Raw genomic sequence first — 23,705 nt, 5'->3', positions numbered from 1 at the left:
GGGTTACGTCAAAGTTACTTGCCGCTCTTGCGAGCCGCGTAGATGGACGCCGCACGCGGCGCATTCGCGACCACGGGCGCGTCTTGCGACGCAACCGGGGCAGCACGATGGTTGATCGGCTTCTGCGAGGCCGTCACACGCTCGAACAACCGCGCGCGCACCTGATCGGCCGTCAGCCCGTCTGCAACGAAGCCGGCCGTCAGCTCGGTCAGGCTCGCGGCCAGACAGATACCTGCGATGTCCTGTGCGCTGCGGATCGCCGCGTCGACAGTCGCGCGATCGCGCAGGCCGGTCGCCAGCACGATGCCTTCGGCGCAGTGCTCGATCCGCGCATCACGACATGCTGCGTACACGTGCGACGCCAATGCGGTCACGTCCGGCGTTGCCGGCGGCTGCGGCGCAGGATCAGCCGGCGGATTCGGCTTCGGATCGGACGGCGGCACCTCGCCGTCGTCCTCCAGCACCGCGCGGATCTCGGCCGGCACGGCCGAGAAGCGAGCGGCGAGTCGCGCCGCGCCCGCGTACGCCGCGATGCGGATCGGGTCGACAACTGCATCGCAGAAGCCTTGCTCCTTCGCCTGCGCCGCCGTGAGCCAGGTCTCCGCGTCCATGATCACGCGAACCTCCTCTTCGGTCCGGCCGCTGCGCTCAACGTAGGCCGCCAACATGCTGTCGGACGTGCTATCGAGTAGGTCAGCGAGCTTGCGCAGATCCCCGGCCTCGCCGGCCGCGACCGTATGCGGGTTGTGAATCATCAGCCTCGCGTTCGACGGCATCTCGATCGTGTCGCATGCCATCAGAATCAACGATGCGGCCGACGCGGCGACGCCGTCGACGCGCCCCGTCACCTTGCCAGCATGTCGACGCAGGGCGTTGTAGATCGTGAACGCGTCGAACACGTCCCCACCCATCGAGTTGATCGCAACGACGATCGACGCTGCCGTCACCGCTACCTCGTCGAGCTTCGCGACAAACAGATCGGCATCGGTGCCCCAGAATCCGATGTCGCCGTAGAGCCGAATCTCGACCTCCTGCTCGCCACCCGCGTTCGCTTGCGCGCGGATGTCCCACCAGCGCTTCTTCCCTTTCATTCGCCATCCCCATTAGAAAGATCGCTCGCCCCGTTGACCGGATCGAGCGTGTCATATCGAATCCCGAGCCGGCGCTCGCGAGCGAGATCGTCCGCGTTCTCCCGGTCGACCTGCTCCGGATCATCACCACGCGAGAGCACCGCACCTGTCCGGCTCGCCAGCCCGGAGCGAATCTCCATCCGCTTCGCCGTGACGTCCTGCACCGGATGGATATACGGCCAGCCCTGCGGCACCCACCGCACCCGCAAATAGTCGCGACGGCGTCGGTAGTAGTCCGGCATCGGCATCGCACCCGACAACGCACACGCATCGACCCACCAGCGCCAGACCTTCCGGCAAAACTGATGAATGAACACGTTCCACTGGATCTGCTCGATCGACCGCCGGAACTCGTTCAAGATCACCCGCAGCACGCGATCGCTCACATCGCGCAGATCGCCGGTCATGACCTCGTACGGCATGCCCACCGACGCCGCAGCGGCCATCAGTTGCTGACGCATGAACGGACCGTAGTCCGTCCCCGCTCCCGGCGGCTCTGCAAACGTGACGCTTTCACCCGGAGCCAGCTCCTGCATGCTTCCCGGTTCGAGCGATACGACTGGCGAAAAGCCGTCGACGTCGTACTCCATCGCAGCGCCTGTAACTGGATCGCCCATCAGGCCCGGCTCGGCAGGCGGCTTCGTGATGAAGCCGGCAAAGAGGTTGCTGACCTCCTGCCGGAACAGCACTGCGTCGTCGAAGTTGTCCAGCGACTTGAGCCGCAACAGCACGGTCGACAGCTCGGGGACGCCGCGCACCTGGCCGGGCCGAAGCGCGAGGAAAACGTGCGCGATCTCGTCGGCCGGCACGCGCACGGTCTGCATGCTGGTCGTCGATGCGCGTCCGTACTCGCCGGGATGACGCTGCAACAGGTGATACGCGACACGTCGGCCGTCCGCATTGAACTCGACGCCGTTGATGATCTCGCCACCGCCCGGCACGATCTCGTTCTTCTCCATCGGCAGCAGATCCCCTTCGAGAAGCCGGATCTGCATCGGGACCGCCAAGCCCTCGCTCGGGCTGCGCAACTGGCGACGCACCAGCACCTCGCCGTCGCCGAAGAACGCACGTGCAGCGAGCGTCTGCACGCCCCCCATGTCGAACAGATCGTCCGCGTCGATCTCCTCGCAGCTATCCTCCCAAAGTTGCTTTTGCATCTTGCGCACCGCGTCGGTCGGATGCTGCGGGTGCGCTTGGATACCGTTCCCGATCGTGTTCGATACGAGTCGAGCGATCGCCGTCTTCGCCCACGGATCGTTGCGGATCGCGTCGCGAGCGCGCGACCGCAACAGCGGCAGGTTTTGCACCGCCGCCGCATTCGGTCCCGCGCCCGACGCCCGCCACGACTTCGCCCGTGCGCCCGACGTGCTCGCCGACTCGTAGGCCGCCGCCTTCAGCCGCGTCGGCACCACGAACCCGCGCCGTGCGAGTGACGGATAGCCCGACTTCATCGCACCCCCTTGCCTGCGTGACGAATCCGGACGATCGACGAACGTCCGGCCGCACCGTTCAGGTCCCGAATGATCTCGGTGCGGGCTTCGCGCAGCTCGCCGATTGAGCGATATTTAACTCGCCGGTCGGCATACTGGACTTCCAGCTCGCCCTTCGCGATTGCCGACTGGATGCGCTCCAGATCCTGCCTTGTGTATCCCATGCGATTCCCTCGTTTAGCGGCGCTTCAGGTACGTCGACCGACCAACACGACGGCCCTGAATGCGCGAAACCCCGCTCGGCGGCGGGGTTTCGGCGGGTTTTACTGTAGGCGGCGACGGCCGCGGCGTCACGATAATCTCGGGCGCGTCCGGCGGATCGGGCGGCACCTCGGCAGGCAGCGCCGAGGGTAACGCCTCCAGCACCGGAACCGCATCGAATAGCGAGACCTGCGACGCACGATGCTGCTCGACCTGCCAGTGCGCCTCGGTCATCAGGTGTACCTTCACGCTGCGGGCCGCGTGCAACGCGTACCCTTCGCAGTCCAGCGCCTCGTTTCTCGGGCTGATTTTCTTCCACACGCGCTTACCGCCACGTGGACCCGGCACCTTTACCTCTGCGGTGAGCTGCGACAGGTAGTCGCTGCGGACCCCGCTGTACCAGTGCATGCGACCCGGCCCGTCGCCTTCGAGCTTCAGCCGGTTTTCGAGGATCAGATCCTTCGCCCGGCTCACGCCGACCATGTATGGGCGCAGCCCATATTTCGCCGCCTTGCTGTTATTGCGCGTCGAGTCGATCGACGCCTTCGGAACGCTGAAGATCTCCGCGTCGACGTTGCTACTGCCCTTGACGGCCATCACGTTGTAACCGGCCTGCTGCGCCGCGCGCACGTACTTGTATACCGCGTCCGACGTCGAGCCGTCCGACGAGTCGATCGACGTTGCACGTACGCGCAGCATCCAGCCGTTCTCATGCCGGTACGCGTGCGACAGCAGCATCGTCAACGCGCCCCATACACCGCCCGTCATCGGGTCTTGCTGCTGCTCCGTCACGTTGCCGTAGATCTCGCCCCACAAAACGAGCCAGCTTTCCTCTCCGCGCCCCCACGCACGCAAGACGATCGCGAGGCGGTCGTGCTGCACGTCGACGCCAAGCGTCAACAACAGACCGCCGACCGGCACCGTCAGCTCCGCGTACGGCAGCGCACGTTGCGCGAGCACGTCCAGCTCGGGCAAATCGGTCTTGTACTTGTACGCCCGGCCCTGCGAGTTGTTCACGAACGAACGCATCTTCGTATCGTCGCCCTCGCGCAGCGCCTTGTCGGCCGTCAGCCACTTCTTGACCAGCTCGGCCATGTTCGAGCCGGGGAACGGCGACACCAGCTCGTTGATGCGGAAGCCGGCGACGCCATGAAACGGTGCCGTCGCAACCCATCGCCCGCGACGCACAGCGCGAATACGCGTTGCGTCATCCCACAACGAGCCGCAATGCGGGCAGGTGTAACGGGCCGACTCCGGTTGTGCGCGGCCGTAGACCTCATGCGCGACGTCGGCGCCTTCGCTCCAGGTGACGTTTTCCCACGCCAGCTCATGCTCCTCGTCACAATCAGGGCACGGCACCAGATACACGCGCTGATCTGACGCTGCATAGCCCTGCTGAATACGCGACAGGCCGTCGACGGTCGGCGTGCCGCCCAAGATCATCTTGCGTCGCCGGTCCGAATAGCTCTTGTTGCGCTCCTCCAGCAGCGTGATCGAATCGCCTTGCTCGCGCACGTTCGTGTTCGCGTCGTCCGGCTCCTCGACGGCGACGACCGGGGCCGGCGTCGACTTCACATCGTCCGGCGCATTCGACGTGATGAACTTCAGGAAGCCGCGCGCGAACGTCTTGTGATCCCACAAATTGTTTTTGTCGCGGGCCGCGTGAACCGGCAGCTTCGCCGACAGGCGAGGCGTCACCTCGACCATCGGTTCGAACTTCTCCAGATTGAACTTCTTCGCCGTCTTCTCTTTCGGGAACATGATGATCATCGGACACGGGTCGACGTCGATCCGTTTGCCGATGTAGTTCAACAGCACGCCGTCCGTCCACGCAACCTGCGCCGACTTCATGCACACGACCTTCTGCACGGTCGGATCGTCCAGCGCTTCGTGCATGCCGAACACCCACGGCGTGATGTTCGGGTTGTACCGGCCGGGGCTGGCCGATCCCTTCGCGCTTAACCTACGTCGTTTGCGCGCCCACTCCGTCGTCCCAATCTTCTCCGGCGGGCGCAGCATCGTCGCGATCCGGCGAATCACCGCGTGGACTGTCTGGGTCGTATTCAGAAAGCTGCTCAAGGCATCCATATATGTGCTCGTTCAACCATTCGACGTCTACCTCAACGCCGTATAGCGTGTGCAGCTCCAGCACCAGCTTGTCGGACAGCGACAGCAGCTCGGTTTGAAATGCGCCGACCATCAGGCCGTACGCCTGTTCGAGCTGCGCCGCATTGACGAGCTGCCCCTTCTTCTCGGCCAGCGTCAGCAGCTTGATCTCACGATCGACGCGCTCCGTCATCGCGCGCTCCGCGACGAGATCGATCCCGGTCTCGCTGGAGCGGCCAGCCGCAACCTCACGCAAGTGCCGAATGTAGGCGATGCGGATCTCGTCGATTGACACCGCGCGGTAATCGAGCCGGACCTTGTCGACGAACCGCGAAACGGCCGACTGATCAAGGTCGAGATGGTCGGCGATCTGCTGCTGAGTCGGCATGAATATGACCCCCTATGGAAACTCGCCAGTAGAGAAAAAACGCGGGTGCGAGCCCCCGCGTACCGGGCCCCCCTCAGGGTCCCCATTCTTTCGGCACGCGACACGTTAGCGTCTGATACGATTGATCGCTCATCCACTTAGAAGGAGACCAGTATGACCACAAGCTTCGCGCGCTCGGACGCTTCAAGCCATGCAGTAGCACTCGTGAAAGCGGCTCTCGAAAGCGGTGCAATCAAGCTGAATGGACCGATGGGGTTGGACGGTCCTGCGCATTACGCCGCGCAAGATGCTCAGTACCTCGCCACTCTGATCAATGACCTGGCAGAGAAAATCAAATCGCCGAACTTCAACTAAGCCGAGCAATCGGGAGCCCTGCGTGCAGCGTCCCGCAGGGCTTCGTCACGTCGAACCGTAAAATCTCCACGCAGCCGTATCCGCTGCTTCACGATGACCTGCCCGGTCCATCACCCACACGACGCGGTCCATTACATCTTCAAACACGAAGCACCGCGCCGTAACGCGCCCCATGCTTCGATCTTCATCCCACGTCGACCAGACCTCGCTCGGCCCGGCGCTCGTCGACTCGATTCGCATTTCAGCGCCCCAATGCAAAAAGCCCTGAGGGCTTTCGCACTCAGGGCTTCAATATTCATTTCGCAAGGGCGAACGCCCTCCCAACAGATCCCGACTGACAGTTATCGTTGTTGGTCGCGGCGCTCCCGCGATTCAGTACGCCTGTCGGGCGATTGTTGCGACACGAGTGTGCGGTCGCTCACGTATCCAGTGACGCGGTAAAGGATGTGCAAAGTTTACGCGATCCGCTCTTGAAATGGAATACGTTTCATCCTCGCAATTGCCGACGCAATGTGTCGTACACCGATCCATCTACCGTATCCAACAGCGCGAGCATGTCGTGAAAGCGCCACGACCAATTCTTCCTGTACTCATCGAGCGATACACCGAGCGCGTGCGCCCGGCCAGCATCGTCAACCTGCCGCTTACCGGAACCGGAACAGACGGGGCAGATGTGCCGTCCCTTCGCATCCGAAACCGGCGACGCGGCGATCCGCCCCATCCCGCCGCAGTCGTCGCATGGTTCGTACTCCCGGAAGACCAGCGGCCCGTTACGCCCTTCGAAGAACGGAATCCGCTCCTCCGAAACACACACCTTCCCGCTGCCCCCACATACATCGCACGCGTGCGTTGCTGTCGTGACTGGTCGTGCACGACGCACAACACCACGCCCCTCGCACTCGACGCACTGATCGTTCACCCACTCGTCCAGCAACCGCAGCGCGAACCGCTCGACGATGTCGACGTTCGATCGCTCGACAGCATGCCCCGCACGTTGATCGCGACGCTCGTCGCGCGAGAGGCCCGTGAACCGCGCACGCTTGAATCGGCCCGACGTCCGGATCATCTGCGCCAACAGCAACGTTGCACGTCGAACCATCGCAGGCGTCGGCAGCGGCCCGGCCTTGATTCGGGCCAGCGAGCTACCGAGATCGTTCGCAAAGGCGAGCGCGCCCAAAGTAACTTTAGGATCGGCAATCGGGTCGGTGAACTGACCACGAACGCTCATAGCAACGCCTACCCGCTCTTTCAAATCGATCATCACTCTCTCCTATTCGTCCTAATGTCCTAATGTCCCAAGGGATAAGGCTTGCGGGGGTGCGCGCCTGCGACATGCGCGACATGCGCCGCTCACGTCGCGCATGTCGCGCCCCTGCACCCGCGCCCGAGACCGCGCCTTGGGACATTGGGACATGGGACGTCCGCAGCGCGCCACGACGGGGCAAGTGGCGCGCTTACCGTGCAGGCACAGCGCGCCAAGCGGTCACAGCGGACTGTCGTCATCACCCGCCGCGACCAGTTCGCGTTCCGCTTCCAGCTCTTGCTCTTCCTTCACGTAGTACCAGCCGCGCGATCCGGTCGACTCACGCTTGCGCACCCAACCTAGCGACTTCAACGCCTTGCCGATACGGCGCTGTTCCGCCAACGTCCACTTCGACGTATCAAGCTTCAGGATGTCCGCGAGGATCTCTTCCATCGTCGTGCGCGACACGAATTCCAGGGCCTTCGCGATCTTGTCCTCGTACACGTCGCCTTCGTAGCGCTCTGCCTGCTCGATCTCGAACAGCGGGCGTTCATGCTCTTCGACGTGCCACACGACGCCCGAGCGATACAGGTGTACGGCTTCCGCCCAAAGCTGTTCACGAACGGCCACAATGCCGTCAATGTCGACCAGGCCGCCGACACGCAGCGGCCAGTAGCGCCGGTTGCCCGACTCGTCCTTCAGGTACGTGTCGAAGTTGACCGAGCCAGCGAACACGCATTGACGCGGGACGTCGGTCGCACGCTTGCCGTAGAAGTTGCGGAACCGGTCGACAGCCGTCGCGAAGAAGCTCTTCACCGCCGACGAGTCGGCCTTGTTCAGCGAGTCCAGCTCGGCCAGCTCGATCACCCACTTGCCGGCCAGCACCGCGTACGTGTCTTTGTTGCCGATCTGGATCGGCGTATCGGTGAACCACGGTGCGCCGGCCAGCACCTTCAGCGCGGTCGATTTACGATGCCCCTGCTTGCCTTCGAGGATCAGGACGTTGTCGACCTTGCAGCCCGGCTCCATCACGCGCGCGACGGCCGCGATCATCCACTTCATGAACGCGAGCTGCACATACTCGCTGTCGGCCACGCGCAGGTATGTCGACGGCATCGATCGCACGCGCGACACGCCGTCCCATTTCAGCCCTTCGAGGTATTCGCGCACGTCATGGAAGTGGGTCGCGTCCGCCACCAACAGGACCGCGTTCATCACGATATCGGTACGCACCGAGAGGCCGTAGCGCTGCGACAACCAGAGAACGCAGCGCTGATCGTCCATGTCGGTCCACTCGCCGATCACACCCTGCGGGAACGGCGGCGCTTTGCGCTTCATCACGCGGCCACCGAAGTCGTCCTGCTCGATGACGCCCTGCCATGCCTTGTGGTTCGACAGGATCAGGTGCACGTTGCCGAGCGTCGGCAGCAGCGTGCCCTTGTCCGACCGCGCCAGATCCTGCTCCCACGTGTGTGCGCCGTTCTCTGCGTCACGGCCATCCCATTCCGGCTGTTTCGCGGCAGCGGACGTCGCGACGAGTTTCGTCGGCGTGACGTCCGCGGTCGACACGTCGACTGTCGCCGGCCGGATCTCTTCGTTCGCTGGCGCGATGACGCGCAAGATTGCCGCCTGTACCTGCGCCCCGACAGCGTCCGAGCCTTCTTCAACGTGCAGGTCGTTGAAGTCGGTCAGCTTGCGCTCGCCGCGATTCGCGAATGCCGGATAGACGACGCTGACGTCGTCGACCGTCGCTGCCGCCTCATACGCACGCTTCAGGCCCGTGTTCTCGAACCGCTTACGGCGCTGCGGCATCACGTCGTTGCCGTAGCTCACTTCGACGTACGGAACGCCGTTGTCGTCACGACGTCGCGACACGGCGATCATGTACCACGTATTCTTCGCCTCGATCCGCACCGGGTCGGCACCAAACACCAGCTCGCCACGGAAAGCGAATTCGTCGGCGAGCCAGTCGCGAACGCGCTGCTCGATCTTCCAGTCGTCGTCGGCGCAGACCAGCACGTGCACATCCGGATACGTCGCTCGCAGGTAGCGCACGGCCGGGAGGATGCCGCCCGCATCGAAGCAGATATCGACGGCGAACGCATCGTCGATCGCCATGCGGATCGCACGCGCGGTTGCATAGCCTTCGGCGACCAGCACGATCTGGTCGTCTGCGCCGACCTCACCGAGTAGGTACGAAGCACCCTTCTTTTCCATGCCCTTGTTGAAGCGCTTCGCGCCGTCCGGCGTGATCTTCTGCAGGCCGACGAGACGGGCGTCGTCGCCATACTGATACATCGGCACGAAGATCGTGCCGTCCGCGTCGAAACGCACGCCTTCGGCCGTGATGCGCTTGCGGCCCAGGTACGCGGATTCGCCATGCTCGGCTGCACGGCTCCACTGATCCCGCGCGCGGTTCGCGGCGAGCTGCGCCTGTCGTGCATCTCGTTCGGCCTGCTCGCGCTCGGCGGCTTCCTGCCGTCGACGCGTCTCCGCGAGCACTTCCTCGCTCATCGGTGCGCCACTCCACTCGAATCGCTCGGTGCCCGGATCGTCGCCCGAGAAATGGCCGAACGTACCGCCGTAACCGATCACCGCGCCCTTGCTGATGACCTCTCGCAGCTGATACCAGTATTTCTTGCGCGGCCCGTACCGATGATGTTTGCCGTCAGCGACCGGATGGCCGGCGGGCAGGTCAGGATGCCCCGCCGCACGCAATTGCTGAGTGATCTGGTCCAGTGTTGCCATACAATAATTCCCTCCATCAAAGTCACTTTGGCCGCATGTCGCGGCCAGATCACGATTCGTTGAGCTGCGCCGGCAATCGACGCAGCGCCCTGTTAGCTCGCACGCCGAGCCGCATCCAGCTCAAGGAGGCGGCGGTCGCGCTCGACCTTGTGTGAAAAGCTTCGCCATACGCTTCGCCCGGCCACATAGCACTGCCGTCCACTCGGCGAGCGGCTGTACTGCGATGTGCCGCGTCGCAACGCGCTGCTGATTCCGTTCACGTTCACAGGGGTCTCCGGTTATTTGCCGCGCAGTCGACACCACTCGGCCGACATGGAATCGTCGAACGCAGTAAGGTCCAGCGCGCAGAGACGATCGGTAAGCTGGTCGCGGAACGCATGTCGTTCCGCTTTGGTTGCGAGCGCGGCGCATGCGCGCGCGGCTCGCTCGACGAACAAATGCACGCGCCCCGCTGCGCTCGCTTCCGCAAGAATCGGATCAAGGCGATCGGGGAACGTGGCGATCAGTTCGGATAGCAAGCGCCCCGCTTCGGCGGGGGCGTATTCGAATCGGGATGCGAGTGTCGTTACAGCACATGCCAATTGCTGCTCAGGCGAGCAGCAGAGGCCGATCTGTTCACGCGCGGGCCGACAGCACCCCATGCCGGGCTTAAACCGCTCCATGACGACGACGGCGACGTGCAGCGAGGTTGCGAGCAGCATGAATCAGGCGCTGGAACAGGCGCTGGCCCTTGCGGCCCGTCGCGATGATCTTCTCCGCGTCGTGATCGTCGATCCGCTGATCCGCCAACGCGCGCGTGACGCCATCAGCGACGAGTCCGACATGCGCCTGCAGGTGCAACGCTGTCGAAACGAGATGCAACGTGCCGGGCTCACCGGCATCGTCCGCGGCGTGGTCGTCGACGTGTTCAGCAACCAGCCCGAAGCGCGCGTTCAACGCATGCAGCGCGTCGAGCGCATACACCTCGCCCTCGGCCTTTTCCTGCATCCATTCAATCAGCAGCTCGAACATCTCCATCGACAAGCGGCTGTCGCCGACGCCACGCAAACGCAGACGAAGCGATTCCGAGGTGATGTTCTTACCGCGTCGGATCGTGAGGTGGTTAGCCGCGTCGGCGACACCGCCGGGCGTGTTTCGAACGGACGTATAGAGCACGTCCAGCCATTCGGTACTGTCGTATCGGCAGGTCATTTCGGATATTGAGCTGAAGCGGCTTTCATCCTGTCGCAGATCACATCCCGCGATTACGATTCGGCCAATGGATAGGTGGACGATGTCAATGCACCGCAGGCTGCGCAGCGCCCGCGACCGGATGGTCGGAAAAGTGGTCGTAGAGGATCTGGACCGTCGAAACGCGCGGATCGCGATGGATGCGCAGCGCGATCTTTGTCAGCGTCTGATAGGGGATGCCGCACTGGCGGGAAATGTCCGGCCACGCACCTTTGGCTGCGTCAAGGTTGCGCAGCACGGTAGCGAGCATCGGTTCTTTGTTGTTCCGCATTGGACGATCCTTGGATGATGGCCGCCCAAATAATATCCCATTCGGGATATTCACTCAACACCTACCGCCCACGCAATATCTCGCAAGGGATTGACCTTTCCCGGCAATATGCAGCCATGAATAAGATGCCGCTTCGGAAAATCTTGGCGCGGAACATTCGCCGGCACATGGCGGCGAACGAAGACATCCGCACGCAAGTGCAGCTCGCCAAAGCCGCTGGCGTGGCGCAGAGCAGCGTTGCTCGCGTGCTTAAGGGCGAAGTAGACACCCAACTTTTTGTTATTGAAGCGCTTGCGGACGCCATCGGCGTGCCACCTGGGTCGCTCCTTATGGACGACGAAGTCGAGCAGGAATTGCTGCGATTCAATCGATCGCTCGTGGCCGCACTGCCCGCCCCAGAGAAAGCCAAGATCGAGAGTTACATCGAGTTCGTTTTAAGCCAGTCGGAAGCCGTTCACACTGAAAGCGACGGCTCGCTCAGCATCTCGGAAGAAGTCCCCGCAACAAACGAGTCTAGGCGCCGCGCGGGTGTGGCTGCTCAACGTCCATTATCAAATGAAACGGTGAGCAATGAGAAACCACGCCGCGAAACAGCATTCCGAGAGACCAAAAAGCACCGCCGATAACGTCTACCATCTTCCGAATCACGACCTCAATCTTCGGCACCGGGCAATTCGCGAGCACCTTCGTGACCAGTTAGCTCGGCACACCGAAGAGTCGATCGTCGCAATCGCCTGCGTGACAATGCAGGCCGACGGAACGATCAGCATCTCCGCCAAAGGAATCGAAGCCGATCTCGCCGACGACATGCTCGACGGACTGGGACACCTGTCGGCCCGCATTCGCCACCACACCAAGGGAAAGCCAAAGCCCGGCAGCCGGCAAGGCGGGTATGCCGCAGTCGCCCTAATGGCAGCTATTGCGCTGCTCGCCTTCGCATACGTCAACGAGATACCGTGGCTCGACTGCGCCACCGTACTCGCCGGCCAGCTACTCGCCCCGTTTAGCGGCCGAAAGCACACCCCACGCCAGTAATCCCGTCACCCCGCCATCCCCTGCGGGGTATTCTTCGCGCAAAATATCCCTATAGGGATTGACATAGAAATATCCTAACGGGGATACTTCGGCTGTCGCGTCGCTCGACGCTCAACCGGAGATCCCACCATGAAACCTACCGATCTGAACGCGGAAGCCCGTCACGACTGGCTCCGCGACGAGCAAACACCCCGCTTTACCCCGTCCGAACCTGCCCGCCAAAGCAACTTTGAAAAGTCGCCGATCTTCCGTTGGACGGTCGTCGCCGCCCTCCTGTTTGTTGCCGTGAACGTGTTCCAAGACGATCCGGTCGTCGTCCCGACGACCGCGTACCACGTCGCCGTCTAATCCGCCCCGACCCTGCCGGGGCAAGCGCCCCCGGCGTCATGGAGACAACCATGCCGCGCAAGAAGCTCCAATCCCTTCCCTTCGCCGACGTCGAACGCCGCGACACCCTGTCCCTTCGCACGATCGTCCGCTACGACCCGAAAGCTCGACGCCCCTCAACGCCGATTCTCGTCGGCAAATACGTTGTTGGTCGCCGCCCCTTGGCGGACAGCGTACATACGGAGTATTTGATCCTCGACGGCACTGAGATCGCCGGCAAGCAGATCTCGATCCCGGACGAAGGCAACTGCGCCGACGCAATCAAGCGTCTCCGTGACGCGAAGCGGGCAGCGGATATCGAGGCATCGAAGGCGATCAACAAGGCGAAGAAGCCCGGGAAGGCTCGCACAGCAGCGACGCGCGAGGTTGCGTAATGGACGATCGCACGCAACAACTCGACCTGGCCGCGCCGATCCCAACCGGAAACACGAAGGCTGCAGCAGCGCAGGCCGGTGCCAAGTCCGCCGATCTCTGGATGGTGCCGTACGACCAAATTCACTATGACCCGGCCGACAACATTCGTGCCGTCGACCTTGCGTGGGTACACGAACTCGCGGTTCTGATGATCCAGCATGGGTACGACAAGGGTTCACCGCTGCACTGCTACGTGCGCAAAGTCGGCGGAAAGGATTTGTTCTACGTCTACAAGGGGCAACACCGCTATCTCGCAGCCGGCAAGGCAATCGAGGCGGGAAAGGATCTCGGCAAGATCCCCTTGGTAGTGCGCGACAGCCGCGAAGTCGACCGCGCGAAGATGGTCGTCGACGGCTACTTGAGCAATCGTTCAAAGCCATCGTCGCCGCTCGATCTCGCCACCTCGATTGCGGAACTCCGCGATGTTCACAAAATGAACGCGGAAGCCATCTGCGCCCAGTTGCACATTTCCGAGCAGTCGATCCGTGATGCCGCACTGCTTGAAAAGGCACCAGCCGAGCTGCACGCTATCGTACGCAATGGCTCGATCGCCGGCACACTCGCGATCGAAGTGATCCGCACACACGGCGGCGACAAGGCACTCGAACGCATCGTGTCCGGGCTGGCGAAAGCGCAGGAAGCCGGCAAGAGCAAGGTTACGAAGAAGCACCTGGCCGGCGGCACGTCGACCTCCAAGCCGGTTGCGCCCAAAGCGACGAAGATCAACGAAGCGCGTGCAAAGCAACTTTTTCAGGCCCTGCAGTCTGTCTTGCACGACCCCGGCTTCGGGAATCTCTCGCCGGGGACCATCGAAGGCGTCCATCGATCCCTGACGGGCCTTGAAGATCTGCTCGACCTGCCGGCCCGCCCGCAGAAGCATCCGATTCACTCCCCGAACGAGAACGGCGTGTTCGCGCAATGCGAGACCATCAAGGCCCCGAAGTCAAAGCGCGCCGGGTCTGAGCCGGCCGAAATTCATCTTGCTCATATTGACGACGGTGCGTGGATTTATACGACGACCCTTCGCGCCGGACGAGGCATGTCGTCTGCCCTCCCGTCGATGCGGACGTTTGCCGCTACATATCCGACCCGCGTCCAAGCCATCCGGGCCGCTGTCAGCGACATCACCCGTGCTATGCAGCAGCACGATCGGGCAACCGACAAGAGCGCACCGTCGATTCACGCGTGGCTCGACAAGCTGTACGTCATGCCCGACCCCGACTGGACGCCCGAAATAGCGCAGGAGGCCGCTCAATGACCTCGCGCCCGGCCCTTTCTACCCCACGTCCGCTGCCGCGAAAGCGGGAACACGCGAAACAGCGTCCAGCTATCGCGCTCGCGAGCGTCAACGGCTCTTCAACGCAGTCGAACAGCAGCGGGCTGACGCCCGCAACAGCGATCCAGAACAACGATGCGCCGCTCGCGCGGCGTAAAGCAATCCAGACAAACGAAGCCTTGGCGGATACCCGCCAAGGCAGGCTCACGCAGCTCGACGACCTACGCATCAAAATCCGCTCGCTGATCGCTGACATCTCGCACACGGCCGACATCGAGCTGCTGGACCTGATGGCCGACGAGATCGGCTCGTTCGCTCGCCACAAGGCGGCGCAAGATGCGCGCACCTGGGCCGCGACCGCCGCAATCACGCTCGAAACGGGGCTCATGCAGCTCGCTCGTGCAACTCAGCCCATCATCGAATAACGAGGGACAGAGAATTGAACATCACAACCGAACGACTGTTGCGACTGCCAACCGTTCTCGACATGGTCGGCTTGGGCAAGACGACGATCTACGACATGATGAAGGAAGGTAGTTTCCCGAGACCACGACGAGTTCGCAATCTCTCACTATGGGCAGAGACAGAAGTACAAGCATGGATTCGTTCCATCACATCACGCGAAACGTCCACCGCCCAATAACGTGTTTAAGTCTAGACCTGATCCCTCAGCCAGCATCTGATCAGGTCCGAAATGACTTGGATGTGACCTCTTCAACGGCTGTGATCGACCCTCAACTGTCGTCCGGGCCGCGGCGACCACGACGGCAGTTCACGAAGTCCCAACGGTCATTCGCGAACAGAACCTTCTGCTCGCTAGGCACCCACATGACCAATTGAGAAGGCGTTGCTCAATGGACTAACTGCGGCAGAGTCCGGGGCGGGCCACGCGAACTCGCGTGAGTTGGTGGACTGCCATAATCTGCCAGACATTCCGTAACCTCTATTTCGCGTCGCGCCAAAAATAACCTTGCCTTTCACAACGGAAAACCTAATGTTTATGGGAAGACGGGGGGGGGTGCCATGAAACTGAACAGGATTCTATTTGCGCTCTTTGCGGCCGCGCTATCTTGTCAAGTATATGCAGAAGAACCGCCGACCTATCAAAGTCCATGCGGCGGCCCGTCTCCGGATGGCCAACCGGTTGGGCATGCTAATCGAGCCTACTGTTACGCCGATGGACACTGTGAAATTAGCGGCTGGGATCCTGTGTCGGGACAGCCAGCCTGTCCGTCGCCCTAACGCTGGCTGCACTGTCAGCAGTGCAATTGGAATTCAAGCAATATGCTATTAGGTGTAAGCCTAGCTACCGCACTTTACTGGATCTCCACAGAGTCGTCCACGTTGAGGAGCCAGACCGTTGATAGTCGATCGGGCCGCCGCTATAGATCGGAACACGATATTCCTCGTTTCCTTGCCTAAGGAAATAAAGGAACGTTTCGTCCTGTCCGGTGTAGTAAAGAGGATACGCGTCTTCGTACCTATTATCGTCCACCGAATACGGCCTCCAAGTACCGTTCGGCTGGCGAGTGAACTGCATATTGTTATTAGTTGGTCCGGTCGGTCCGGTATCGATTTCGTTTGCTTCAATTTCGATGGGCAGTAAGCAAGCGGACAGGAGCCACCGTCTAGGAGACGTTTCGGTGCCAACCTGTACTTCATACATTCTTGTCTCAAGCAGGTAAGGTTTAAAGCCAACCGGACCCGGACGGAAAGATAGCTCTACCCTGATTTTTCCTCCCTCAGTAATGAAGTCCAAAAGTCGATCAGCATTTGTCACCTTTGCATCTAAGTAAGTCTTCAGCCAGTCCATCAGCTTTCCTGGGCCGACGCCGACGGCATCAGTTAACTGGGTCACATCACCAGCAATGCTCAAGGCTATAGAGCTAGCCTGCGGTCCGGTACGTTGCGATTGGATGTTACCCTTGAAGCTCGCTATATCTGAATCTGAAAGCGTGGACTCGTCAAATAATGCCCCGCCTGGAGTTGAGAGGATTTTATCGAAAAGTGATTTTTTGATTTCAAAATATTGCCCCCCGTTATTCGTATTCTTCCGAATCAAGGCGGTCGCAAGCATCGTCGTCGACGGTATTGATGTGGCAGACGAGGAAATGAAGTCACACTCCCTGGTCTCGCTATCGAACCAGTTTTTTCCAGAGGCATGAATTGAAATCAATGCAACTGAAATCGCCGCGGAAAGCAGCCTTTTTAAGTTACTCATCTTTTCCTGCCGACGAGCACAAAATATTTATGCGGGACACATGTTGTCAGTGACCGGTTTGCAAACTTGTCCGCCATCGTCAATTCCGATACATTTGTCTCGTGAGTGTCCGTGCTCGTTGCATGGCATGGTCGTTGGGTAGTTTTGAGGGGGAATCTGTTCAGCCTCTGCCTGAGTGAGGGCGTTGGCGGTCTTTGCGGCGAGAGCCGCAATAAACAATACAGTGAGTATGAAAACGATCTTCATGCGACACCTCGCAAGGTTTTCTATGAAGGGTAGTTGCTCAACGCAGAATGTCCAGGCGAAGTTACTGAAACACGGAGCAAGCAATAGTCGCCTCCCGACAATTGCTTGCACAACGGTCGTTTGTACGCGTGCTCGTGAAACGCCCGATGAGGGTAGCTGCTACAAACACAGTCGTCAGGGGCGCTACCTGGGGTGATTGGGACGCTCGAATGTTCTGGTGACCGTTTTGGCGAGCGGCCGTAAATGGCCGTCTGCCGACCAATACGACAGGAGCCATTCCGAGGCGGCGGTAACCACCTCAATCCTCGTCTTCGACCCAGAGACACCCGGACTGCAAGGCACCGATCACGAGGACCCCCGTGTCGAACGTGGCTTCGGTAACCGAATATCCGTTATGGGTGAAGTACCGAGCTTGAGCGCCGAATTGCTCAAGAAATTCAGCTGTCAACTGTTCCGCCTGAGCCGCGGTCATTAGCTCAGCGCGGTACGCTTGGTCGCGATGTAGCACCTCAGCGATAATCCAACGCGCCTCACTTTCATCGATTTCGCGGTAACAAGCGTCGTCATCGCGCAACTCGAACGCTTTCGCTACGGCAGCGGGACTCGGCGCCGGAAATGGTAAAACTCCACAGCGTACAACGCCGCAACCGCGTAAGTCCCAGATGTCTTCGCCTATTCCCAAGGTAATCCTCTTCGCTTCAAACAACTCGTCGACGATCTGCGCTGGCCTGTCGACTGACCGCAACTGGCCGAGGCTGTGTAAAAGCAGCAGCGTGGGGCACTGGAGTACCGGTCGGCGTCAGCAACATCCGGCCGGATGGCGACAAATCCAGTCGAACGGTTCAACGTCCATGGTCGCGCTTTCGCCAGTCGTTCCAGCACATGAAAAAGGGGGTATTAGAGGGGGTATCAAACGCCAACCTCTTGACACGATTCTTTATTAATCAACAAATTACGATCAAGAATGTCAATGCAACTTCCACATGACGATATGTCGGATCACTTCGGTTGCTCCTGTTCGTGTTGATTCGGCGATCTGCCTGTAACCCTTGTCAGTCGGGCATTCTACGCCCTTCCACCGTTCGCTCGCGTTCGCCGGGAAACGCGCTCGGTCGAGGGAAAAGCGGGTAATAAAGCGTGGCTCGTTTCGAACATACAAAGACGATACCCGCTTTTTCACCGTGCCACTTACCGACGTCAGGATCCGACAAGCGAAGGCAGGCGACAAGCCTACCAAACTTGCCGACGGCAACGGACTGCATCTTTGGTGAGCCCGTCCGGCTCCAGGCTCTGGCGATACCGATACAGAATTGCCGGGAAGGAGAATCTCTTCGCGATCGGCGAATACCCGGCCGTCAGTCTCCAAGACGCACGCGTGGCACGTGACGATGCCCGCTTGCTCGTCACGAGCGGGACTGCATCCATCGTCGAGCGCATCGTGCATGCCGAACACCCACGGCGTGATGTTCGGGTTATAGCGGCCGGGACTCGCCAACGCCTTCGCGCTCAACCTACGATGCTTGCGTGCCCATGGGTCGAGTCCGAGGTACAAGGATGGATCAGAGATATTTCATCGCCCTCTGCATCGGCTACCTAATTGACTGGAGCGCCAGTAGAAGAACAGACGGACATCCATCCGTTCTGTTTGATTCGTAGCGCAAGGTGGAGCGACAACCGTCAACGATTTGGACCGTCACGTCGAGCGACCGAATCTGCACGGGAAGCGTCACCGTCATATAGAATGACGCGTTTTGCCCGTACTCCTATGTGGTTCAAAAACCTTCAGCTTCATCGTCTTCCGGCACCTTGGGCCGTTACCCCCGATCAGATGGAAAAATGGCTGGCGCCCCACGCGTTTCAGCCGGGCAACAGCGTCGAGATGCAGAGCCTCGGATGGGCGTCGCCGCGTGACGACGGCGCACTGGTGTATTCGATCAACCGGCAAATGTTGCTGGTGTTTCGTGCCGAAAAGAAGCTGCTGCCGGCGTCGGTCGTCAATCAGGTAACCAAGGCACGGGCGCTTGAAGTCGAGGAGCAGCAGGGCTTCAAGGTGGGTCGAAAACAGCTGCGCGAACTCAAGGAGCAGGTTACCGACGAACTGCTCCCGCGCGCGTTCACCATTCGCCGCGATACCCGCGTGTGGATCGATACGGCGAACGGCTGGCTCGTCATCGATGCAGCCGCACAGGCTCTTGCCGACGACGTTCGCGGCCTGCTCGTCAAGTCGATCGATCAGTTGCCGCTCGCCAACGTTCATGTGGCGCTTTCGCCGGTCGCCGCGATGACGGATTGGCTGTTGTCCGGCGAGGCGCCGGGCGGATTCACCGTGGACCAGGACGCCGAGTTGCGCTCGAGCGGCGAAGGCGGCGCCACGGTGCGATACGTCGGCCACGCGCTGGAAGCGAACGACATGCGCCGGCACATCGAGGCCGGCAAACAATGCATGCGCCTTGCGATGACCTGGGATAACCGGATCTCCTTCGTGCTGACGCCGTCGCTGACGATCAAGCGCGTTACGCCGCTCGACGTGATCAAGGAGGCGGCTGATCCGACCGCGCAGAACGATGCTGAACGCTTCGACTCGGATGTCACGCTGATGACGGGTGAATTGGGGCGGATGTTGACCAATCTTGTCGATATCTTGGGCGGTGATCAGCACGACTCGAGTCATCAGGCGGCAGCAGCCTGAACTCCGCCGGCTGTCTAGAATCATCCCCCCCGCGACGGCGAGATTTCTCGCCGACGCGGCAGTGCAAGGAGGACCGTCGTCGCCCTGGCGGTGGGTCGCGACTGGGCGCTCGCGACCCTTAGGAGACTTCCGCCCGATCCCAAAGGGAGCGCTCATGAATTCGCCAGTAGGCGATGCCACTCTCTACAGGTGGAATAGGAAGGCCAACATAGTGACAGTAAAGAACGCCAGCCCCGCGTCGACCAGACCTCACTCGGCCCGGTGATCGTCGACTCGGTTCGCGTTTCGGTGCCTCAACGCAAAAGCCCTGAGGGCTTTCGCACTCAGGGCTTTGACATTGTCACGTTCGATGACCAACGCTTGGGTGTGCCTCAATCTCCCCGCACAACACATCATTGGATTCGAGCCACGCTCATCGTGTTCAATACGCCGTCTGCCGAACTAATCCCACACCAGGTTCTCGAACGGAGTGAACCATCCATACGTTTTTGAGTTGACCACTACTTTCCCTCCGTACACACCGTAGCAGACGTCCTTGTCGTTGATTTTTCCCACCACGGGTGCGCCACTGTCACCAGGTTGCGTCTGAGCATCGCCGTCCAAGTTAAGCAGGACGACGTGGTTAACTTTATCGGGAGTATCCGGCACCGTGATATCAACCTCTGGCTCAGAAACCGAGCAATTCACGAGACCGGATAACGCACCCTGCAACCACAAACGCTGGTGCTTTACGGGACGAACATTTGAGCCAAACCCCACCTGCTTGTTACCGCTATCTGTCCAAATCTCATTGGGAGTTGCCTTGACTTCAGGCGACACCTTCACGATAGCGATATCTTGATTGTGCTCCAGGAAACTTTCGAACAGAGCACCCACCTGATTTGCGTCGTCAGGCTGACCCACGTTCTCATCCCCTTTTCCCAACACATGGCCCGCCGTCGCAAAGCACATGTCCCCGTCATATTTCACAACCAGACCTAAAGTGCCAATCTTGCTGCGGGTCACAATTTTGATACCGCCGACCAAAGGACGAACCGTGAGATTGTTTGCAGGCATCACAGGCTCCACTAAGAAGTGAACAAACCGATTGATAATTGCCGGTCGATGTCGACCAGATCGCCGACACGCAGCGGCCAGTAACGCCGGTTGCCCGCTTCGTCCTTCAGGTACGTGTCGAAGTTGACCGCGCCAGCGAACACGCACTGACGCGGGACGTCGGTTGCCCGCTTGCCGTAGAAGTTGCGGAACCGGTCGACGGCCGTCGCAAAGAAGCGCTTCGCCGCCGACGAGTCGGCCTTGTTCAACGAATCCAGTTCGGCCAGCTCGATCACCCACTTGCCGGCCAGCACCGCGTACGTGTCTTGGTTGCCGATCTGGATCGGCGTATCGGTGATCGACTGCAGAAAGGCGCAGCGACAGCCGCCGCGTCCGGCAAGGTGACGGCTCCGACGAAACGATCGCGCGGTCTTCGGTTGAATTGCGGGAACGCGGATTGCTCTGCGCATTCCGACATTCTCCGACACCGGCCGGCACAAATGCGGCGATTCAATTCCTGACGGCATCAATCATCGAAATGAAACGTCATTGCCAATCGTTTCGTCGTTCGATATCCGGATTCCATCACCCATCCCCGTTAAATCGCATAATTTACCGACCCGACGAGTAATAATTGCGATCGCCTTTTCAATCCATCATTCGAAATCGCAAAACATCGTTGACTTCGACTTTCCCGAAAATTTAGAATCCCCTACGACGGCTTACGTTTCATTTTCTTCCGTCGCTCACGCGTCGCCATTCGTCCACGCGAAGGCCTCCGCATAGTCTTTTCCCGTTCCACACCGGGGTGACGCCCCTTGTCATTTCAGTTTTCGGTATTTATCAGGCGCCCGCATATTTTCTGCCCGATTCGCATACCGAAAAAGCATCACATCCAGATTAATACCGGGAATTCACCCGAATACCTGCAACCCAGGACCACGCGGACAGAAGATCCGTTCATTCGATCATTCCGATAAGAAACCACCAGTCATCAGGAGGGACATCAACATGCATCGCCTTGCGAAGTCGCTGTGTCTCGGGTTGGTCTGCGCCGGCCTGCTTGCGGCCTGCAACGACGACGACGTCCAGTCGAGCGGCACGCCGTCGCACAACGCCGCGCTGTCGTTCCGCATGGACACCGGCGGCCAGATCAACGCGTTCTACCGGCAGGACAAGGTCGCCGCGCACCTGCTGGCCCGGTCATCGACGAAACCCCGCCTGCTCGTGGTTTTCCCCGCCGGCAACAGCGGCACCGGGCTGTGGTTCGACGACACCGCGCAGCCCGTGAACTGGAGCCTCGACACGCCGCCGTCCGCGCTGTCGGCCCCCGACCCGCACGGCCGCCCGCTGTACGGCATCGGCGCCGACGTATCGGTGGACACCAGCACGCTGACGATCCGCCAGGGCGTGCTCAGCAACGTGCGCTTCCTGCGCGACTTCAACGGCGGTGCGACGATCCCGCAGCAGGTCGTCACTGCGCCGACGGTCCAGGGCAGCGCCGCGCAATGGCAACGCGACCGGATCGACGGCGCGCCCGGCTATGCGCTGCGCATCACGCTGCGCGACGGCGGCAGCATCGCGCCGGCAGCGGGCGGCAAGCTCGTGCTGAGCGCGCCGGCGGGCTCGCACACGCTGAAGTTGCATGTCGATGCGCTGTCGGGCGAGACGCCTTTGTCGCCGATCACGCGCGCCGATCTGCTCGCGCCGTCCGTGAACCCCGACCCGGTGAGCCAGAACGTGCTCGAATTCCTGAGCTTCCACGACAAGCTGCTGGCCGGCTCGTGGCAGTACGACACGTACTTCGGCCGCGATACGCTGATCTCGGTCCGCATGCTGATGCCCGTGCTCGAACCTGCGGCGATCGAGGCCGGCCTGTCGTCGGTACTGAGCCGGCTGTCGGCCGACGGCAAGGTCGCGCACGAGGAAGGCATCGGCGAATTCGCGCTGATCGACAACCAGAAGAACGGGCGGCCGAACGATCCGACACCGACCTACGACTACAAGATGATCGACAGCGACTACCTGCTCGCGCCGATCGCGGCCGCTTGGCTGATCGACGATACGCGCGGCCAGGCCCGCGCAGCTGCGTATCTGGCGCAGCGCGGCAGCGACGGGCAGACCAACGGCAGCCGCCTGGTCGTCAACCTGCTGCACGTCGCGACGACCGCGCAGCCGTTCGCGCAGCAGCCGTCGGTCGCGAACCTGATCCACCTGCGGCCCGGCGAGATCGTCGGCAACTGGCGCGACAGTACCGACGGGCTCGGCGGCGGCGTCTACCCGTACGACGTGAACGCGGTGCTCGTGCCGGCCGCGTTGCGCGCGGCGAACGCGTTCCTCACGCGCGGCCTGCTCGATCCGTACCTGGATGCCGCACAGCGCGCGACGCTCACCAGCACGGCAAGCCAGGCCGCCACGTGGGAAACGCAGGCGCCGCCGCTGTTCCAGGTCAGCGTGCCGGCCGCACAGGCGGCCACCGACGTGTCGGCCTATGCGCCGTCCGCCGGCGTGCCGGCCGGCGCCGCGCCCGGCGCACCGCTGGCGTTCTACGCGCTGTCGCTCGATCAGCAGGGCAATCCCGTTCCGGTGATGAATTCGGACGGCGGCTTCGCGCTGCTGTTCGGCACGCCACCGGACGACCAGCTCCAGCGGATCGTCACCGACGTCACGCGGCCGTTCCCGGCCGGGCTCGTGACCGATGCCGGGATGCTGATCGCGAACCCGGCGTATGCGAACCCGTCGCTGTGGCCCAAGTTCACGAGCTCCGCGTATCACGGCACGGTGATCTGGTCTTGGCAGCAGGCGATGTGGGTGGCCGGGCTCGATCGCCAGCTCGCGCGCCAGGACCTGTCGACCACGACACGCACGCTGCTCACGCAGGCGCGGCAGACGATCTGGCAGGTGATCTCGAACGGACGCGACATGCGGACGTCGGAAATGTGGACGTGGTCCTACGTGAACGGCCAGTACCAGACCGATGCGTTCGGCACGCGCAGCGCGGATGCGACCGAAGCCAATGCGGCGCAGCTCTGGAGTACGACGTATCTCGCGATCCGCGATCCGCAGCAGCGCGCGGGCAAATACTGGTGGCAGGCGTCGCAGCGCATGCAGGACGCGCAGCCGAAGAACGCGGCGGCCGTGGCATCGCCATAGCACATCGCCCGGCGCGGGCCGGCCGAGCATGCCAAAGCCCCGGGGGCGCTGCCGCCTCCGGGGTTTCGGTCGGATTGAATCGATCGGC

General features: G+C 61.5%; 24 protein-coding genes and 1 pseudogene. 11 read left to right on the top strand and 14 right to left on the bottom strand.

All coding sequences use genetic code 11. The features are described from left to right. Positions 1-14 precede the first annotated feature (14 nt). From BFF94_RS08850 to BFF94_RS37800, 5 genes are read right to left on the bottom strand one after another with little or no spacing between them, the layout of a single operon-like run. A complete protein-coding gene (locus BFF94_RS08850; RefSeq protein ID WP_128842866.1) occupies positions 15-1,091 on the bottom strand; it encodes a head maturation protease, ClpP-related in 1,077 nt (358 codons plus the stop codon). Next, a complete protein-coding gene (locus BFF94_RS08845) occupies positions 1,088-2,581 on the bottom strand; it encodes a phage portal protein (RefSeq protein WP_128842867.1) in 1,494 nt (497 codons plus the stop codon). Before BFF94_RS08845 ends, BFF94_RS08850 begins: the two co-directional genes overlap by 4 nt. Continuing rightward, positions 2,578-2,784, bottom strand: a complete 207-nt coding sequence (locus BFF94_RS08840) for a phage head-tail joining protein (RefSeq protein WP_128842868.1) — start codon at positions 2,782-2,784, stop codon at positions 2,578-2,580. Before BFF94_RS08840 ends, BFF94_RS08845 begins: the two co-directional genes overlap by 4 nt. Before the next feature lie 13 nt (positions 2,785-2,797). After that, complete coding sequence (locus BFF94_RS08835; RefSeq protein WP_246637255.1) at positions 2,798-4,840, bottom strand: phage terminase large subunit family protein; 2,043 nt, start codon at positions 4,838-4,840, stop codon at positions 2,798-2,800. After that, positions 4,785-5,315: a MarR family transcriptional regulator gene (locus BFF94_RS37800; protein ID WP_246637251.1), complete on the bottom strand. Its 531-nt coding sequence runs from the start codon at positions 5,313-5,315 to the stop codon at positions 4,785-4,787. Before BFF94_RS37800 ends, BFF94_RS08835 begins: the two co-directional genes overlap by 56 nt. 153 nt (positions 5,316-5,468) lie before the next feature. Between BFF94_RS37800 and BFF94_RS08830 the strand changes: the two genes are divergently transcribed. Next, positions 5,469-5,669, top strand: coding sequence for a hypothetical protein (locus BFF94_RS08830; protein WP_128842870.1), 201 nt, complete (start codon positions 5,469-5,471; stop codon positions 5,667-5,669). Positions 5,670-6,156: 487 nt separating this feature from the next. Here BFF94_RS08830 and BFF94_RS08825 read toward each other — a convergent pair whose 3' ends face one another. The 5 genes from BFF94_RS08825 to BFF94_RS08805 all read right to left on the bottom strand — a co-directional run bounded on the left by BFF94_RS08825 (position 6,157) and on the right by BFF94_RS08805 (position 11,140). Continuing rightward, entirely contained in the window at positions 6,157-6,930 is a 774-nt protein-coding gene (locus tag BFF94_RS08825) for a zinc finger-like domain-containing protein (RefSeq protein ID WP_128842872.1), read from the bottom strand. Between the two features lie 222 nt (positions 6,931-7,152). After that, on the bottom strand, positions 7,153-9,660 hold the full coding sequence (locus BFF94_RS08820) for a virulence-associated E family protein (RefSeq protein WP_128842873.1): 2,508 nt from the start codon (positions 9,658-9,660) through the stop codon (positions 7,153-7,155). A gap of 278 nt (positions 9,661-9,938) precedes the next feature. Next, the gene (locus tag BFF94_RS08815) at positions 9,939-10,322 is read right to left on the bottom strand and encodes a hypothetical protein (RefSeq protein WP_128842917.1); all 384 of its coding nucleotides are present in this window, start codon (positions 10,320-10,322) and stop codon (positions 9,939-9,941) included. Beyond that, a complete protein-coding gene (locus BFF94_RS08810) occupies positions 10,309-10,851 on the bottom strand; it encodes a phage regulatory CII family protein (protein ID WP_128842874.1) in 543 nt (180 codons plus the stop codon). The genes BFF94_RS08815 and BFF94_RS08810 overlap by 14 nt, the downstream gene beginning before the upstream one ends. An 85-nt stretch (positions 10,852-10,936) precedes the next feature. Next, on the bottom strand, positions 10,937-11,140 hold the full coding sequence (locus BFF94_RS08805; protein WP_246637250.1) for a hypothetical protein: 204 nt from the start codon (positions 11,138-11,140) through the stop codon (positions 10,937-10,939). 35 nt (positions 11,141-11,175) lie between these two features. On the opposite strand from BFF94_RS08805, the gene BFF94_RS08800 reads away from it, so the two are divergent. The 7 genes from BFF94_RS08800 to BFF94_RS38415 all read left to right on the top strand — a co-directional run bounded on the left by BFF94_RS08800 (position 11,176) and on the right by BFF94_RS38415 (position 14,916). Then, positions 11,176-11,787, top strand: a complete 612-nt coding sequence (locus BFF94_RS08800; RefSeq protein ID WP_246637249.1) for a helix-turn-helix domain-containing protein — start codon at positions 11,176-11,178, stop codon at positions 11,785-11,787. Next, entirely contained in the window at positions 11,732-12,196 is a 465-nt protein-coding gene (locus BFF94_RS08795; RefSeq protein WP_128842875.1) for a hypothetical protein, read from the top strand. Before BFF94_RS08800 ends, BFF94_RS08795 begins: the two co-directional genes overlap by 56 nt. Before the next feature lie 129 nt (positions 12,197-12,325). Then, on the top strand, positions 12,326-12,544 hold the full coding sequence (locus BFF94_RS08790; RefSeq protein ID WP_128842876.1) for a hypothetical protein: 219 nt from the start codon (positions 12,326-12,328) through the stop codon (positions 12,542-12,544). A 50-nt stretch (positions 12,545-12,594) separates the two neighbouring features. Then, entirely contained in the window at positions 12,595-12,957 is a 363-nt protein-coding gene (locus BFF94_RS08785; RefSeq protein WP_128842877.1) for a beta-hexosaminidase, read from the top strand. Continuing rightward, positions 12,957-14,255: a pyridoxal phosphate biosynthetic protein PdxJ gene (locus BFF94_RS08780; protein WP_128842878.1), complete on the top strand. Its 1,299-nt coding sequence runs from the start codon at positions 12,957-12,959 to the stop codon at positions 14,253-14,255. The genes BFF94_RS08785 and BFF94_RS08780 overlap by 1 nt, the downstream gene beginning before the upstream one ends. Beyond that, positions 14,252-14,698 (top strand): hypothetical protein, encoded by a 447-nt coding sequence (locus BFF94_RS08775; protein WP_128842879.1) that lies wholly within the window; start codon positions 14,252-14,254, stop codon positions 14,696-14,698. Before BFF94_RS08780 ends, BFF94_RS08775 begins: the two co-directional genes overlap by 4 nt. Positions 14,699-14,712: 14 nt before the next feature. Continuing rightward, a complete protein-coding gene (locus tag BFF94_RS38415) occupies positions 14,713-14,916 on the top strand; it encodes a helix-turn-helix transcriptional regulator (RefSeq protein WP_201260380.1) in 204 nt (67 codons plus the stop codon). A 663-nt stretch (positions 14,917-15,579) separates the two neighbouring features. Here the strand turns inward: BFF94_RS38415 and BFF94_RS08765 are convergent. Together BFF94_RS08765 and BFF94_RS08760 are read right to left on the bottom strand one after the other, a co-directional pair. Continuing rightward, positions 15,580-16,494, bottom strand: a complete 915-nt coding sequence (locus BFF94_RS08765; protein ID WP_128842880.1) for a hypothetical protein — start codon at positions 16,492-16,494, stop codon at positions 15,580-15,582. A 544-nt stretch (positions 16,495-17,038) separates the two neighbouring features. Continuing rightward, the gene (locus tag BFF94_RS08760; RefSeq protein ID WP_219139216.1) at positions 17,039-17,314 is read right to left on the bottom strand and encodes a hypothetical protein; all 276 of its coding nucleotides are present in this window, start codon (positions 17,312-17,314) and stop codon (positions 17,039-17,041) included. 693 nt (positions 17,315-18,007) lie between these two features. Between BFF94_RS08760 and BFF94_RS08755 the strand changes: the two genes are divergently transcribed. Beyond that, a complete protein-coding gene (locus BFF94_RS08755; RefSeq protein WP_246637254.1) occupies positions 18,008-18,337 on the top strand; it encodes an Arm DNA-binding domain-containing protein in 330 nt (109 codons plus the stop codon). 168 nt (positions 18,338-18,505) lie between these two features. Continuing rightward, a complete protein-coding gene (locus BFF94_RS08750; RefSeq protein WP_128842882.1) occupies positions 18,506-19,429 on the top strand; it encodes a recombination-associated protein RdgC in 924 nt (307 codons plus the stop codon). A gap of 441 nt (positions 19,430-19,870) precedes the next feature. Here BFF94_RS08750 and BFF94_RS08745 read toward each other — a convergent pair whose 3' ends face one another. Both BFF94_RS08745 and BFF94_RS08740 read right to left on the bottom strand, forming a co-directional pair. Then, positions 19,871-20,485 carry a trypsin-like peptidase domain-containing protein gene (locus tag BFF94_RS08745; RefSeq protein WP_128842883.1) on the bottom strand — a complete coding sequence of 205 codons (615 nt, stop codon included), beginning with the start codon at positions 20,483-20,485 and terminating at the stop codon, positions 19,871-19,873. 44 nt (positions 20,486-20,529) lie between these two features. Then, positions 20,530-20,829: pseudogene (locus tag BFF94_RS08740) on the bottom strand (VapE domain-containing protein); the annotation flags it as partial. A gap of 646 nt (positions 20,830-21,475) precedes the next feature. Here BFF94_RS08740 and BFF94_RS08735 point away from each other — a divergent pair. Then, positions 21,476-23,617, top strand: a complete 2,142-nt coding sequence (locus tag BFF94_RS08735; RefSeq protein ID WP_219139215.1) for a glucosidase family protein — start codon at positions 21,476-21,478, stop codon at positions 23,615-23,617. The last annotated feature ends 88 nt before the right edge of the window (positions 23,618-23,705 follow it).

This window comes from Burkholderia catarinensis (genome assembly GCF_001883705.2).
GTDB lineage: Bacteria > Pseudomonadota > Gammaproteobacteria > Burkholderiales > Burkholderiaceae > Burkholderia > Burkholderia catarinensis.
Note: the sequence above shows the minus strand (reverse complement) of the source record. Positions and strands in the feature narration are given on the sequence as shown.

Coding starts and splice junctions, on each gene's coding strand:
- BFF94_RS08790 (WP_128842876.1), top strand. CDS start 12,326: ATGAAACCTACCGATCTGAACGCGGAAGCCCGTCACGACTGGCTCCGC.
- BFF94_RS08735 (WP_219139215.1), top strand. CDS start 21,476: ATGCATCGCCTTGCGAAGTCGCTGTGTCTCGGGTTGGTCTGCGCCGGC.
- BFF94_RS08775 (WP_128842879.1), top strand. CDS start 14,252: ATGACCTCGCGCCCGGCCCTTTCTACCCCACGTCCGCTGCCGCGAAAG.
- BFF94_RS37800 (WP_246637251.1), bottom strand. CDS start 5,315: ATGCCGACTCAGCAGCAGATCGCCGACCATCTCGACCTTGATCAGTCG.
- BFF94_RS08825 (WP_128842872.1), bottom strand. CDS start 6,930: ATGATCGATTTGAAAGAGCGGGTAGGCGTTGCTATGAGCGTTCGTGGT.
- BFF94_RS08820 (WP_128842873.1), bottom strand. CDS start 9,660: ATGGCAACACTGGACCAGATCACTCAGCAATTGCGTGCGGCGGGGCAT.
- BFF94_RS08765 (WP_128842880.1), bottom strand. CDS start 16,494: ATGAGTAACTTAAAAAGGCTGCTTTCCGCGGCGATTTCAGTTGCATTG.
- BFF94_RS08750 (WP_128842882.1), top strand. CDS start 18,506: ATGTGGTTCAAAAACCTTCAGCTTCATCGTCTTCCGGCACCTTGGGCC.
- BFF94_RS08845 (WP_128842867.1), bottom strand. CDS start 2,581: ATGAAGTCGGGCTATCCGTCACTCGCACGGCGCGGGTTCGTGGTGCCG.
- BFF94_RS08810 (WP_128842874.1), bottom strand. CDS start 10,851: ATGACCTGCCGATACGACAGTACCGAATGGCTGGACGTGCTCTATACG.
- BFF94_RS08795 (WP_128842875.1), top strand. CDS start 11,732: ATGAGAAACCACGCCGCGAAACAGCATTCCGAGAGACCAAAAAGCACC.
- BFF94_RS08830 (WP_128842870.1), top strand. CDS start 5,469: ATGACCACAAGCTTCGCGCGCTCGGACGCTTCAAGCCATGCAGTAGCA.
- BFF94_RS08780 (WP_128842878.1), top strand. CDS start 12,957: ATGGACGATCGCACGCAACAACTCGACCTGGCCGCGCCGATCCCAACC.
- BFF94_RS08785 (WP_128842877.1), top strand. CDS start 12,595: ATGCCGCGCAAGAAGCTCCAATCCCTTCCCTTCGCCGACGTCGAACGC.
- BFF94_RS08835 (WP_246637255.1), bottom strand. CDS start 4,840: ATGCTGCGCCCGCCGGAGAAGATTGGGACGACGGAGTGGGCGCGCAAA.
- BFF94_RS08840 (WP_128842868.1), bottom strand. CDS start 2,784: ATGGGATACACAAGGCAGGATCTGGAGCGCATCCAGTCGGCAATCGCG.
- BFF94_RS08815 (WP_128842917.1), bottom strand. CDS start 10,322: ATGGAGCGGTTTAAGCCCGGCATGGGGTGCTGTCGGCCCGCGCGTGAA.
- BFF94_RS08805 (WP_246637250.1), bottom strand. CDS start 11,140: ATGCTCGCTACCGTGCTGCGCAACCTTGACGCAGCCAAAGGTGCGTGG.
- BFF94_RS08850 (WP_128842866.1), bottom strand. CDS start 1,091: ATGAAAGGGAAGAAGCGCTGGTGGGACATCCGCGCGCAAGCGAACGCG.
- BFF94_RS08745 (WP_128842883.1), bottom strand. CDS start 20,485: ATGCCTGCAAACAATCTCACGGTTCGTCCTTTGGTCGGCGGTATCAAA.
- BFF94_RS08800 (WP_246637249.1), top strand. CDS start 11,176: ATGATGGCCGCCCAAATAATATCCCATTCGGGATATTCACTCAACACC.